Below are 13267 nucleotides of genomic sequence, written 5' to 3' on the forward strand. Positions count from 1 at the left end.
GGCTGAGGCAGGCTATGCCCCTGCCAACCCCTATCGCCGGACCGCCAGGAAGCCTGAGCCCGTGATTCCGAACGACATCAAGATCACCCCGCAGCTCGTCGCCGAGCACGGCCTGAAGCCGGACGAGTATCAGCGCTTCCTGCATCTGATCGGCCGCGAGCCGACGATCACGGAGCTCGGCATCGTCTCGGCGATGTGGAACGAGCACTGCTCCTACAAGTCTTCGAAGATCCACCTGAAGACCTTGCCGACCAAGGCGCCCTGGGTGATTCAGGGGCCGGGCGAGAATGCCGGCGTCATCGATATCGGCGACGGCACGGCGATCGTCTTCAAGATGGAAAGCCACAACCACCCGTCCTTCATCGAGCCCTATCAGGGCGCGACGACGGGCGTCGGCGGCATCCTGCGCGACGTTTTCACCATGGGCGCGCGCCCGATCGCGGTGCTCGACGCGTTGCGCTTCGGCGATCCGGCGCATCCGAAGACCCGCCATCTGGTTTCCGGCGTCGTCGCCGGCATCGGCGGCTACGGCAATTCCTTCGGCGTGCCGAATGTCGGCGGCGCCACCGGCTTCCATACGCGTTATGACGGCAACATCCTCGTCAACGCCATGGCTGTCGGCATCGCCAAGGCCGACGAAATCTTCTACGCCAAGGCCTCCGGCGTCGGTAAGGCGATCGTCTATCTGGGATCCAAGACCGGCCGCGACGGCATCCACGGCGCGACCATGGCCTCGGCCGAATTCGACGACAAGTCGGAGGAGAAGCGCCCGACCGTGCAGGTTGGCGACCCCTTCGCCGAGAAGCTCCTGCTCGAAGCCTGCCTCGAGATCATGGCTGCGGGCCATGTCGACGCGATCCAGGACATGGGCGCTGCGGGCCTGACCTGCTCGGCCGTCGAGATGGGCGCCAAGGGCGATCTCGGCGTCGAGCTCGACCTCGACAAGGTGCCCTGCCGCGAGGAGGGCATGAGCGCCTATGAGATGATGCTGTCGGAGAGCCAGGAGCGCATGCTCATGGTGATCAAGCCCGGCCATGAGGACGCCGCCGAGGCGATCTTCAAGAAATGGGGCCTGGACTTCGCCGTCATCGGCCACACCACCGACACGCTGCGCTTCGTCATCAAGCACAAGGGCGAGGTCATGGCCGACCTGCCGATCAAGGAACTCGGCGACGAGGCTCCGGAATACGACCGGCCCTGGATCGAGACCGTGCCGCAGCAGCGCATCGCGGCAGAGAACGTCGCGCCGCCCTGCGGCAATGCCGACGCGCTGAAGAAGCTGATCGGCTCGCCGGACCTCTCCTCCAAGCGCTGGATCTGGGAGCAGTACGACACGCTGATCCTCGGCAACTCGGCGGTGACGCCGGGCGGCGATGCCGGCGTGATCCGCATCGAGGACGGGCCGAAGGGCCTTGCCATGACCGCCGACGTCACCCCGCGCTATTGCGAGGCCGATCCGTTCGAGGGCGGCAAGCAGGCGGTGGCCGAAGCCTGGCGCAACCTGACCGCGACGGGTGCGACGCCGCTCGCCATCACCGACAACCTGAATTTCGGCAATCCCGAGAAGCCGGAAGTGATGGGTCAGTTCGTCGGCTGCATCCGCGGCATCGGCGAGGCCTGCAAGGCGCTCGACTTCCCGGTCGTCTCCGGCAACGTCTCGCTCTACAACGAGACCAACGGCATCTCGATCCTGCCGACCCCGACCATCGGCGGCGTCGGCGTCATGGCCGATGTGACCAGGCATGCTACCGTCGCCTTCAAGGCTGAGGGCGAGGCGATCATCCTGATCGGCGAAACGCAGGGCTGGCTCGGCCAGAGCGCCTATCTCGCGACCGTCTGCGGTCGCGAGGAGGGCGCCCCGCCGCCGGTCGATCTCGCGATCGAGCGCCGCAACGGCGATTTCGTGCGCGGGCTGATCGCGGGCGGCAAGGTCTCGACCTGCCACGACCTGTCGGATGGCGGCCTTGCCGTGGCGCTCGCCGAGATGGTGATGGCCAAGGGCATCGGCGCCACCATCGAGACGCTGCCGGCCGGCCCCGCCCATGCCGCGCTCTTCGGCGAGGATCAGGCGCGCTATGTCCTGGCGGTTCCGGCGGCCGAGGCCGAGGCGACAATCGCTGCGGCGAAGGCTGCCGGTGTCCCGGCACTTGTTGTCGGCAAGACAGGCGGCGCTTCGCTTGCCCTGCCGGGCGAGCCGGCTCTGGCGATCGCCGATCTCCGCACGATCCATGAAGACTGGCTGCCGTCCTACATGGCCGGCAAGGCGGCCTGAGGAGTTCGACCCATGGCGATGGATGCCCACGAGATCGAGCGCATGATCAAGGCGGCGCTGCCGGATGCGGCGATCGAGATCAAGGATCTGGCCGGCGACGGCGACCACTATGCCGCGACCGTCGTCTCGGCCGCCTTCAAGGGCAAGACCCGGGTGCAGCAGCACCAGATGGTCTATGCCGCGCTGCAGGGGAATATGGGCGGCGTGCTGCACGCCCTTGCGCTGACGACCAGCGTTCCCCAAGATTAGAGCATTGCGGGGCAATGCTCCGTTTTTGAGAATCGATCACTTCTTCCGCATTCGGATGAAACATCCGAATGCGGCGCGATCTTGAGACCATCCGGCGGGCCTTGAACCCGCTGCAGGAGACGAGACGATGTCCGACGTCAATGCCCGCATCGAAGCGGAAGTGAAGAACAATGACGTGGTGCTGTTCATGAAGGGCACGCCGCAATTCCCGATGTGCGGCTTCTCCGGCCAGGTCGCGCAGATCCTCGGCTATATCGGCGTGCCCTATAAGGGCGTGAACGTGCTCGAGGATCAGGAAATCCGCGAGGGCATCAAGGCCTTCTCGAACTGGCCGACGATCCCGCAGCTCTATGTCAAGGGCGAGTTCATCGGCGGCTGCGACATCACCCGCGAGATGTTCCAGGCCGGCGAATTGCAGGCGCTCTTCGAAGAGAAGGGCATCGCGGTGAAGCAGGCGAGCTGAGGCTCGCCGGTTTCCCGATCAGCTTTCTGACCTGAGCGCTTTCCTCAAGCCGCCGCGCATTGCGGATGCGGCTTGCGGACGCGTTCGGTCGAGGCCGGGTATTTCTCCAGCATGCGCTCCGGCCTGATCGGCCGGCGCACGAGGTCGCCGCCGCAATTCGGGCAGGTGCCGGCGAAGCGCGTCTCGACGCAGTCGCTGCAGAAGGTGCATTCGAAGGTGCAGATCAGGGCGTCGCGCGATTGCGGTGGCAGGTCGCGGTCGCAGCATTCGCAGTTCGGGCGCAATTGCAGCATGGCGTCGTCTCCTTCCGATGGCCGGAAGATTGACCGCAAACCAGGCTGAAACCAGCGATTTCGCGTGATCCGACCGATCAACGGGGCGGATCGGTCGGCCGCCCGTTACTTCACCAGCAGCCAATCGTCGATCACCAGCGCGTCAAGCCCGCTCGTATAGAACATCAGGATCGCGTCCTCCGCTGTGTGCAGGATCGGCTTGCCCATGATGTTGAAGGAGGTGTTGAGGATCACCGGCACACCCGTGAGTTCATGGAAGGCCGAGATCAGCGCGTGATAGCGCGCATTGCGTTCAGCCGTGACGCTCTGGAGACGGCCGGTCGCGTCCTCATGGACCACGGCCGGGACACGGTCGCGCACCGCTTCCTTCCAGACCAGCGTGCGCTCCATATAGGGCGCGTCCTGGTAGTTCTCGAACCAGTCGGAGGCATGCTCGGCCAGGATCGAGGGTGCGAAGGGCCGGAAGGCCTCGCGGTACTTCACCTTGGCATTGAGGATGTCCTTGGCGTCGGCGGGGCGGGGATCGGCGATGATTGAGCGATTGCCGAGCGCGCGCGGCCCGAACTCGGCACGGCCCTGCACCCAGCCGATCAGCTTGCCTTCGGTGAGGAGCTTGGCAGTGACGGGCGCGATCTCGTCGGGGGAGAGCTTGCGCAGCCGCTTCTCCCAGAGCTGCATGCGCTCGAAGGGCTCGGTCGAGACGGTCGAGCCGAGATAGGGCGAGAGCGGTCCCCTCAGTGCGCGCCAGTCCGGATTGGCTTCAGCGTGCGCGAGCCAGGCGGCCCCGATCGCGTTGCCGTCATCCGCTGGAGCCGAGGGCACGAAGACCGTCTTGAAGCCGTGGCGGCCGGCGATCTTGCCGTTGAAGGAGGAGTTCAGCGCGCAGCCGCCGGCCAGAACGAGGTTTTCGCTCGGCACCAATGCCGCGGCTTCACCGAGCAGCGCTTCCATCATCTCGGCGAAGACGTCCTGCCCGCAACGGGCGAGATCGGCCCAGCCTTGGTCGAGAGCATTGGCCGGGCGCTTCGTCAGGATCTCGGCGGCGACCCCCTGCACGATATCGGCCTTGGCGAAGGAGAGCTTGTGGTCCTCGATGCTGTAGAGCTTGCGCAGCAGCGCCATCAGCTCCGGGTCGGTCTTGCCATAGGGCGCGAGCCCCATGATCTTCCACTCCTCGCCCTTGGCCTGATCGAAGCCGGCAAGATCGGTGACGAGCCCGAAATAGAAGCCGATCGATTCCCGGCCGCGATGGCGCTTCACTTCGCGGAGTTTGCCGTTCTCCAGCGCGAAGATCGCCGAGGCGCCGGTCTCGCCCATGCCGTCGACGACGAGGCAAGCGGCGTTGTCGAAAGGCGAGGACCAGCAGGCATAGGCCGCGTGGCTGAGATGGTGGCCGTAGCGCTTAAGGCCGGTGACGTTCGCCTTGCCATAAGCGCGGTCGAGCCCCAGCAGCACGCCCATGCCGGCGCGCTGCTGGCCGAGATGCAGCGAGGCGATCAGCGCGCGCTCGGTCCGTTCCGGCACCAGCGAGCGGTTGAGGTCGGGCGAGAGCTTGAGCAAAGTGTCGAGCGTGAAGGAGCCGGCGCGAGCCATCTGGTCGAGGAAGCCGGTGAAATCCTCTCCCCAGCTCGTGGCGATTCGGACCTCGGCGCCTTCAGGGATGTAGCGCTTCAGCAGGCCTTCCATGCGCGGCGCCGAATCCGGCTCGCAGTTCGGCGCGCGCTTGTATTGCAGATAGCGCTCGGTCGCCTCCGCGAAGAGCACCTCGCCATCGGGGCCGATGATCGCGATGGCGGGATCGTGGAAGGTGGTGGCAAGGCCGATCGTATAGGTCATGGCGCCTGCCTTACCCTTGTCCGCGCTCCCAGCCAATCGGATTGAGCGGAGAGCGCGACAGGGGGCAGCTATTTCGCGGCGAAGGCGATGCTGGCCGCGACCTTCTCGATGCCGGGCTTGACGCCGTCATAGGCGCCGGCCGGGGCGATCGCGATGAGGCGGACGAACCGTCCGTCGGCGCCGATCGCCATATATTGGGCGAAGCGCTTCTCGGTGCCGCGGTCCGTGGCGGTGCCCGCGAGCAGGATGCCGGAGCCGCCGGCGAAGGGCACGCGCTCGCGCGTCGTGATCGCCGCGGTTTCGAGATTCTTGGTCTGCTTGAGCAGGGCCTCGGCGCCGGCTTCGAGCTTGTCGGCCGGAACCGGCGCGGAGAGCTGGTAGGCGACGACGATGATCGGCTGCGTGCCGGAAGGATCGGCGTCGAGCGGGCCTGAGGTCATCAGCACGCCGGAGCCGCCGAGCGTATCGATGATCCGGAACGGCTCGGCCGCTGCGACGGTGAAGGGCAGGGCCTTCAGCTTCTCCGCCATGCTGGGCGGGGCGCCGAGCGAGACCGTCTTCAGCATCGCGACGATATCGTCCGGGTCGAGATCGGCGCCATCGGGCGACTGGACGGTGATCATCACCGTCTTCTCGCCCTTCAGCAGCACGATCCACTTGTCGTAGCTCGCGCCGTTGGCCTGCTGGCTGCCGGTGATCAGCGGGGCCGGGCCGGCACCGGTCTCGATCGTCTCGATGTCGTCGACGGTGATGTTCTGGCGCGCGAAATTCGCTTTGGCCTTGTCGATGTCGCCGAAGAGCGGGGCGAGCTGGTCATGAGCCACCGGCGGCAGTTCGACGACGAGGAGCGAGGCCTTGGTGCTGGCGCTTTCCAGCCCGGCGAAGGTCGTCGCGGGCGTGAAGCCGGTGAGCGGCACGAGCGACACGGTGGTCCCGGTGATCGCCTTGCGCTCCTGAGCTTGTGCGAGACCGAGGCTGGCGCCGAGCAGGGTAACGGCGAGAAGGCAGTGCAGAAGCGCCGCGCGGACAGTGGATGCGTTCACGATCGAAGACCTCGCTTGCGACGAATGCTCCCTCCCGCCGTCGCGCAATTAAGAGCCTCTAACAAAACCCGGAGGGGTCTCGACGCCGGCAATTCGTCCGCTCCGCCAGGAGCGGAGTGAAGCCGATACCGTTGGTATCGGCAAGCGCCGCGACGCCGCGGGCGGTCGAATTCCCGGCGCCGAAGGTGGGCTTTGGAGGGCCGCCTGCGGCGTCGGAGCGACTTGCCGATATCGATGGATATCGGCTGCGCGCTCCTCCTGGCATTCGGCTCCTCCAAAGCCCATCGAGACCCCTCCGGGTTTTGTTAGAGGCTCTAAGCCCGCGCGGTTCAAAGTCGTCAATCAGCGGCCGATGGCGGCCTTCATCAGGGCTTTCGAATCGGCGCTGGCCCAATCGGCCGGTCCCTGGATGATGCCGAGCTCGCAGCCGGTCTTGTCGACGATGATGCTGACCGGCATGCCCTCGACCTTGTGGGCGGCACGCAGCGCCTGGAAAGTCCCGGCCTGCGGATCGCCGTAGAAGGGCAGGGTGGCGACCTTGTTCTCGGCGAGCCAGGCCTTCGGCTTGTCGAGATTGCGCGTGTCGATATTGATCGCGACGACTGCGAAATCCGGCCCGCCCATCTCCTTCTGGAGCGCGTCGAGCGCCGGCATTTCCTTCAGGCAGGGCGCGCACCAGGTCGCCCAGAGATTGACCAGCAGCGTCTTGCCCTTGAGAGCGGCCAAGGTCATCGGCTGCCCGTCCGGTCCGGTGAAGGTGAGCTGCGGCGCTGGCTGCGGGCGGGTGCGCAGTTCCACGGCCGCGACCTCGCCCTTGACCAGCGGCTTCATGCGCTCTGCTGTCGCGCGCGCGGCGCTGCATGATCCGTTGCCGGCATCGCCGGTGACGGAGTAGAAGGCAGCTACGCCAGCGAGGCCGAGCGCCGCCACGACCCCGAGGGCCAGTCCGATCTTTTTTCCAGACGTCATCGCGCGTCCTCAAAAGCAGGAAAGACCGTCGTGAGCAATCGCATGTGGGGTGGGCGTTTCGCCACAGGTCCCGACGCCATCATGGAGGAGATCAATGCCTCCATCGATTTCGACAGGAAGCTCTGGCGCCAGGATATCCGCGGCTCGCTGGCGCATGCGGCCATGCTGGCCGAGACCGGCATCCTGACCAAGGATGATGTCGCGACGATCACCGCCGGCCTCAAGACCGTCGAGGGCGAGATCGAGAGCGGTGCCTTCACGTTCTCGCGGGCGCTCGAAGACGTCCATATGAACGTCGAGTCCAATCTCAAGGACAAGATCGGCCTCGCCGCCGGCCGCCTGCACACCGCCCGCTCGCGCAACGACCAGGTTGCGACCGACATGCGTCTGTGGGTGCGCGATACGCTCGACGAGATCGACGGCCAGATGGCCGACCTCCAGCGCGCGCTGGCCGAGAAGGCCGATACCTACGCCGGCGCGGTGATGCCGGGCTTCACCCATCTGCAATCGGCACAGCCGGTCACCTTCGGCCATCATCTGCTCGCCTATGTCGAGATGCTCGGCCGCGATCGCAGCCGCATCCGCGACGCCCGTACCCGCCTCAACGAGTGCCCGTTGGGCGCCGCTGCGCTTGCCGGCACCTCTTTCCCGATCGACCGGCACATGACCGCGAAGGCGCTCGGCTTCGACCGGCCAACGGCGAATTCGCTCGATTCGGTCTCGGATCGCGACTTCGTGCTGGAGACGCTCTCGGCGGCCTCGATCTGCGCGATGCATCTCTCGCGTTTCGCCGAAGAGATCGTGCTGTGGTCGACGCCGCAATTCGGCTTCGTCCGGCTCTCCGACGCCTTCTCGACCGGCTCCTCGATCATGCCGCAGAAGCGCAATCCCGACGCGGCCGAGCTGGTGCGCGGCAAGGCGGGCCGTGTCTTCGGCGCGCTCCAGGGCCTGCTGACCATGATGAAGGGCCTGCCGCTGACCTATTCGAAGGACATGCAGGAGGACAAGGAAGGCACGTTCGACGCGCTGCAGACGCTGTCGCTCTGCCTCGCCGCGACGGCCGGCATGGTCCGCGACATGCAGCCGGACCTCAAGGTGATGAAGAAGGCCGCCGGCCTCGGTTACGCCACCGCGACCGATCTCGCCGACTGGCTGGTGCGGGTTCTCAAGATGCCGTTCCGCGACGCGCATCACGTCACCGGCCGCCTCGTCGGCATCGCCTCCGAGAAGAAGGTCGGGCTGGAAAAGCTCTCGCTCGCCGAGATGCAGGCCGTCGAGCCTGCCATCACCGAGGCCGTCTTCGCCGTGCTCGGCGTCGACCAGTCGGTGAAGAGCCGCGTCAGCTATGGTGGCACGGCCCCGGCCAATGTCCGCAAGCAGGCGCGCCGCTGGCTGAAGCAGCTCGCGAAAGGCTGAGGTTGAAGCGGCGGAGAGTCTCGCGCTCCGCCGCATCCTCCGCTAAGGTCCCGCCACGTTTCGCCCCGAGGGTTCGTTTTCGTGCTTGATTCCCGCCTGAAACTCGGCCGCACCTTGCTGGTCGTCGGCCTGCTGGCCGTTGCACTCGGCGCCTGCGGGCGCAAAGGGCCGTTGGAGCCGCCGCCGAACGCAACGGGCGCCATCGACCTGCCGGACGATCAGATCGGTGCCAAGGAGAACGACCCCGCCTCCCTGGGCTCGGCCTCCGTGCTGGCGAAGCCGGCCAAGACCAACCGGGCGATCACCGTGCCGGACAAGCCTTTCCTCCTCGACCCGTTGATGTGATTTCATTTTCCTCGCGGTCATCCCGGGCAACCGAAGGGAGACCCGGGATCCATGCCAGAGCGCTGCCGTCGAAGATTCCGGCATGGATCCCGGCTCTGCGCCTCGCTCCGGCCGGGATGCCGGCGTGAATTTCAGCAAGCCTTTCCAGGGTTAATCCCATGCATCATTTCGCCTATCGCGACGGCTCGCTCCATGCCGAGGGCGTCGATCTCCAGCGCATCGCGGCCGAGGTCGGCACGCCGGTCTATGTCTATTCGAGCGCGACGATCGAGCGGCACTACAAGCTGTTCGAGGCGGCGATGAAGACGACCGCGCCGGCCGGCAAGGCCCATGTCTTCTATGCGATGAAGGCAAACGGCAATCTCGGCGTGCTGAAGACGCTGGGCGCGCTCGGCGCCGGCATCGACACGGTCTCGGAAGGCGAGGTGCGCAAGGCGCTGGCCGCCGGCATTCCGCCCGAGAAGATCGTGTTCTCCGGCGTCGGCAAGAGCGAGCAGGAGCTGCGCTTCGCCGTCGAGGCCGGCATCTATCAGGTCAATATCGAGAGCGAGAGTGAGCTCGACCTGCTGTCTAAGGTCGCGGCGTCGCTCGGCAAGCGGCAGGAGGCGGTGTTCCGGGTCAATCCCGATATCGGCGCCGGCGGCCATGCCAAGATCACGACCGGCTCCTCCGAGAACAAGTTCGGCGTCTCCTTCGAGGAGGTCGGCCGGCTCTATGCGCGCGCTGCCAACATGCAGGGCGTGCGGATCATGGGCCTCGCCGTCCATATCGGCAGCCAGATCCGCGAGATCGATGCCTTCGAGGCCGCCTATTCCAAGATGGTCGCACTGGTCGGCGACCTTAAGGGCGAGGGACACCGCGTCGACCGGCTCGATCTCGGAGGCGGGCTCGGCATCCCCTACGACATCCCCAAGACCTTCGATTACGGGCCGGGCCTGATCGATGCCTATGCCGAAATGGTCGCCAGGGTGACGAAGGGGCTCGATGTCGAGCTCGGCTTCGAGCCCGGCCGCCTGATCGTCGGCAATGCCGGCATCCTGCTGACGCGGGTGCTGCATCTCAATCCGCGCCCGACCAAGCAGTTCCTGGTCGTCGATGCGGCGATGAACGATCTCGTCCGGCCGGCGATGTACGAGGCCTATCACGAGATCTGGCCGGTGGCGGAGCCCGAAATCGGTGGGCCGGAACTGTCCTATGACGTGGTCGGGCCGATCTGCGAATCGGGCGACACCTTCACCACCGGGCGCAAGCTGCCGCAGCTGCGCCAGAACGATCTCGTCGCCTTCATGACGGCGGGCGCCTATGGCGCCTCGATGTCCTCCACCTATAACCAGCGCCTGCTGGTCGCCGAGGTCATGGTCAAGGGCGACCAATATGCCGTGACGCGGCCGCGCCAGAGCTACGAGGAGCTCATCGGCACGGACAAGCTGCCGGGCTGGTTGGCCTGATCGGCCTGCTCCGGACCGACCGTTCACGAAACGTCGAGCGCGGTGCAAAGGCCGGTCCGGGGACTGGCAATGCCACATTCCCGTGTTAGCCTGACCGGGTCAGGCAAGTTCAGACAGGAATGGGGGCTGCCCCGGAGCGATGGCATGAGCGAGGCAGAGCGCCGAAAGGCGCCCGACACGATCGACGGCATCCGGCTGCGGCTGCGCCGTCTCGCGCTGGCTTCGCGGGTTTCGCTCGGCTGGGAGCGGCTGTGGCCGCGGCTCTGGCTGCCGCTCGGCATCGTCCTGACCTTCCTCGCCGTCTCGTGGTTTGGCCTGTGGACGCATCTGCCCTGGTATGGGCGGATCATCGGCGTGCTGGCGTTCGCTGGAGCCTTCGCGGGCAGCCTCTGGCATGTCGCCCGCCTCGTCCTGCCGACGCATCGCGATGCGCTGACGCGGCTCGACCGCTCCTTTGCCGAGGGTCACCGCCCGGCCTCGTCGCTGGAGGACAGCCTGGCGATCGGTTCGGCCGATCCGGTCTCGCAGGCGCTGTGGAAGCTGCATGTCGAGCGCCAGAGCCGGCAGGTCGCGGCGTTGCGTGTCCAGCCGCCGCAGCCGCACATGGCAGGCCATGACAGGCGGGCGCTGCGCGCCGTGCCGCTGCTCGCCGCCATCACCGGCTTCTTCGTCGCCGGGCCCGAGATCACGCAGCGGCTCTCCGCCGCCTTCGACTGGAAGGGGCCCTCCGCCATCGCGGCCTCGACCCGGATCGACGCCTGGATCGATCCGCCGGCCTATACGCGGCTGCCGCCGATCCTGATCGATTTCGCCAAGCTCGCGAGCCCGCATCTCAGCGCGCCCGAGAAATCCGTCATCGTCGTGCGCATCGCCGGCAAGACGAACATGGACGTCGCCACGACCGGCCGGCTCGACCCGATCAAGCCGGAGGCGAAGGAAGGCGAGGCCAAGCCAGCTCAACCGGCCTGGCCGCAGCAGGCCGTGCTGGAGAAGCGCTTCATGCTCGCCGGCAATGGCACGCTGAAGCTCACCGGCAGCGGCGCGCCGGGTACGACGCTCTCGATCACCTCCGTGGCCGACCAGCCGCCGACCATCGCCTTCACCGATCCGCCGAAGCCGGTCACCGGCGCGCAATCGGGCGGCCTCGCCATCACCTACAAGGCCAAGGATGATTATGGCATCGCCTCGATCGAGGTGAATGTTTCGCGTCCCGACGTGGCGAAGGGCGGGCGCTCGCTCGTCGAGCCGCCGAAGCAGAATCTCGCCGTGCCGTCCTCTGCCTCGGGCGAGGAGGAGAACAAGAGCACCGTCGATTTCTCCGCGCATCCCTGGGCCGGCGCCAAGGTCAGGATGGTGCTGATCGCCAAGGACGAGGCCGGGCAGGAGGGGCGCAGCGAGCCGCTTGAGGTCGTGCTGCCGCAGCGCACCTTCACCAAGCCGCTGGCCAAGGCGCTGGTCGAGCAGCGCCGCAAGCTCGTCATGGATGTCGAGGACCGCTCCAAGGTGCAGCTCGCCATGGACGCGCTGATGATCGAGCCCAACCTGTTCATGCCGGAGGCCGGTGTCTATCTCGGCATGCGCCTGCTGACCGAGCGCCTGCGCCGCTCCAGCAGCGACGATGAATTGCGCGAGGTCTCCGAGCTGATGTGGGCGATGGCGCTCCAGCTCGAGGATGGCGACATGTCCGATGCCGAGCGGGCGCTGCGGCAGGCGCAAGAGAACCTGCAGCAGGCTCTGGAGCGCGGGGCCTCCGAGGAGGAGATCAAGAAGCTCACCGACGAGATGCGCCGGGCCATGGACAATTTCATGCGCCAGCTCGCCGAGCAGATGATGCGCCAGCAACAGCAGAACGGCGACCGCGATCAGGCCCGCCTGCCCGAGAACTTCCGGACGGTGACGCCGCGCGACCTGCAGAACATGCTCGACCGCATCGAGGAATTGTCGAAGCGCGGCGACATGGCCGAAGCGCAGCGCCTGATGGAAGAGCTCAACCGGATGCTCAACAATCTCCAGATGGCGCGTCCGGGTCAGCAGGACCCGCGCCAGCGCGAGATGAACCAGGCGCTCGGCGATCTCGACCGGATGACGCGCGACCAGCAGAACCTGCGCGACGAGACCTATCAGAACGAGCAGCGCCGCCAGCAGGGGCAGGGCCAGACCCAGCGCGGCCAGCGCCCGGGCCAGCAGCAGGCCCGGCCGGGTCAGCGCGGGCAACAAGGCCAGCAAGGGCAACGCGGTCAACAAGGTCAGCGTGGCCAGCAGCCGGGTCAGCAGCCCGGCGAGCAGGGTGAGGACGGTGAAGGCGGCGAGGGCATGCAGGGCCAGAACGGCCAGGGGCAGGGCCTGTCGCAGCGCCAGCAGGCCCTGCGCGAGCGCCTGCAGGATCTGCAGCGGCGGATGCGCGGCATGGGGGCGCCGCAGAGCGGCGAACTCGACGAAGCCGAGGACGCGATGCGCGAGGCCGAAAGCCAGCTCGGCCAGGGTCAGGGCGAGGGTGCCCTCGATGCGCAGGGCCGTGCGCTCGAAGCCCTGCGCAAGGGGGGGCAGAATCTCGCCCAGCAGATGCAGGGCCAGCCCGGCGAGGGCGAAGGCGAGGGGCAGGCCTATGGCGAGCCCGACGGACGTCAGCAGGGGCGGCCTTCGGCGCAGCAGCGCGGCAGCGAGGATCCGCTCGGCCGGCCGCAGCGCCAGCGCGACTGGGCCGACGGCCGGGTCAAGGTGCCGGGCGCCGACGAAAGCGCGACCCAGCGAGCCCGGCGCATCCTGGAAGAGCTGCGCAAGCGGCTCGGTGATCCCTTGAGGCCGACCGAAGAGCTGGACTACCTGGAGCGGCTGCTGCGGCGGAATTGAGCGGGCGTTTCGATTGAGCGGGAACGCGCTGTTTCATTGCCGTCATGCTCGCCCTTGTGGCGAGCATCCACGTCTTGAGCACC

The 13267-nt window shown here is 67.0% G+C and carries 11 protein-coding genes; 7 read left to right on the plus strand and 4 right to left on the minus strand.

What is annotated here, in order from left to right:
• Positions 1–61: 61 nt before the first annotated feature.
• From purL to grxD, 3 genes are all read left to right on the plus strand, one after another.
• Entirely contained in the window at positions 62–2272 is a 2211-nt protein-coding gene (gene purL, locus Q0Q36_RS12180; RefSeq protein ID WP_293798448.1) for a phosphoribosylformylglycinamidine synthase subunit PurL, read from the plus strand.
• A 12-nt stretch (positions 2273–2284) separates the two neighbouring features.
• Positions 2285–2521 carry a BolA family protein gene (locus tag Q0Q36_RS12185; RefSeq protein WP_061970071.1) on the plus strand — a complete coding sequence of 79 codons (237 nt, stop codon included), beginning with the start codon at positions 2285–2287 and terminating at the stop codon, positions 2519–2521.
• A 127-nt stretch (positions 2522–2648) separates the two neighbouring features.
• Positions 2649–2984 (plus strand): Grx4 family monothiol glutaredoxin, encoded by a 336-nt coding sequence (gene grxD, locus Q0Q36_RS12190; RefSeq protein WP_293798449.1) that lies wholly within the window; start codon positions 2649–2651, stop codon positions 2982–2984.
• A gap of 44 nt (positions 2985–3028) precedes the next feature.
• Here grxD and Q0Q36_RS12195 read toward each other — a convergent pair whose 3' ends face one another.
• The 4 genes from Q0Q36_RS12195 to Q0Q36_RS12210 form a co-directional block, all read right to left on the minus strand.
• Positions 3029–3277, minus strand: coding sequence for a DUF1272 domain-containing protein (locus Q0Q36_RS12195; RefSeq protein WP_265056109.1), 249 nt, complete (start codon positions 3275–3277; stop codon positions 3029–3031).
• A 105-nt stretch (positions 3278–3382) separates the two neighbouring features.
• Positions 3383–5113 carry a carbamoyltransferase C-terminal domain-containing protein gene (locus tag Q0Q36_RS12200; protein ID WP_293798450.1) on the minus strand — a complete coding sequence of 577 codons (1731 nt, stop codon included), beginning with the start codon at positions 5111–5113 and terminating at the stop codon, positions 3383–3385.
• 68 nt (positions 5114–5181) lie between these two features.
• Entirely contained in the window at positions 5182–6156 is a 975-nt protein-coding gene (locus Q0Q36_RS12205) for a hypothetical protein (protein WP_293798451.1), read from the minus strand.
• 342 nt (positions 6157–6498) lie between these two features.
• Positions 6499–7125, minus strand: coding sequence for a TlpA disulfide reductase family protein (locus Q0Q36_RS12210; RefSeq protein ID WP_293798452.1), 627 nt, complete (start codon positions 7123–7125; stop codon positions 6499–6501).
• 30 nt (positions 7126–7155) lie between these two features.
• Here Q0Q36_RS12210 and argH point away from each other — a divergent pair, with 30 nt between their 5' ends.
• From argH to Q0Q36_RS12230, 4 genes are all read left to right on the plus strand, one after another.
• Positions 7156–8541 (plus strand): argininosuccinate lyase, encoded by a 1386-nt coding sequence (gene argH / locus Q0Q36_RS12215; RefSeq protein WP_293798453.1) that lies wholly within the window; start codon positions 7156–7158, stop codon positions 8539–8541.
• A gap of 81 nt (positions 8542–8622) precedes the next feature.
• Positions 8623–8886, plus strand: coding sequence for a lipoprotein (locus Q0Q36_RS12220; RefSeq protein WP_265056104.1), 264 nt, complete (start codon positions 8623–8625; stop codon positions 8884–8886).
• Between the two features lie 158 nt (positions 8887–9044).
• Complete coding sequence (lysA, locus tag Q0Q36_RS12225; protein ID WP_293798454.1) at positions 9045–10334, plus strand: diaminopimelate decarboxylase; 1290 nt, start codon at positions 9045–9047, stop codon at positions 10332–10334.
• A gap of 144 nt (positions 10335–10478) precedes the next feature.
• Positions 10479–13184 (plus strand): TIGR02302 family protein, encoded by a 2706-nt coding sequence (locus tag Q0Q36_RS12230; protein WP_293798455.1) that lies wholly within the window; start codon positions 10479–10481, stop codon positions 13182–13184.
• The last annotated feature ends 83 nt before the right edge of the window (positions 13185–13267 follow it).

Origin of the sequence: uncultured Allobosea sp., assembly GCF_945957345.1 — a bacterium.
Taxonomy (GTDB): domain Bacteria; phylum Pseudomonadota; class Alphaproteobacteria; order Rhizobiales; family Beijerinckiaceae; genus Allobosea.

Coding starts and splice junctions, on each gene's coding strand:
- grxD (WP_293798449.1), top strand. CDS start 2,649: ATGTCCGACGTCAATGCCCGCATCGAAGCGGAAGTGAAGAACAATGAC.
- Q0Q36_RS12210 (WP_293798452.1), bottom strand. CDS start 7,125: ATGACGTCTGGAAAAAAGATCGGACTGGCCCTCGGGGTCGTGGCGGCG.
- Q0Q36_RS12185 (WP_061970071.1), top strand. CDS start 2,285: ATGGCGATGGATGCCCACGAGATCGAGCGCATGATCAAGGCGGCGCTG.
- Q0Q36_RS12230 (WP_293798455.1), top strand. CDS start 10,479: ATGAGCGAGGCAGAGCGCCGAAAGGCGCCCGACACGATCGACGGCATC.
- Q0Q36_RS12195 (WP_265056109.1), bottom strand. CDS start 3,277: ATGCTGCAATTGCGCCCGAACTGCGAATGCTGCGACCGCGACCTGCCA.
- Q0Q36_RS12200 (WP_293798450.1), bottom strand. CDS start 5,113: ATGACCTATACGATCGGCCTTGCCACCACCTTCCACGATCCCGCCATC.
- lysA (WP_293798454.1), top strand. CDS start 9,045: ATGCATCATTTCGCCTATCGCGACGGCTCGCTCCATGCCGAGGGCGTC.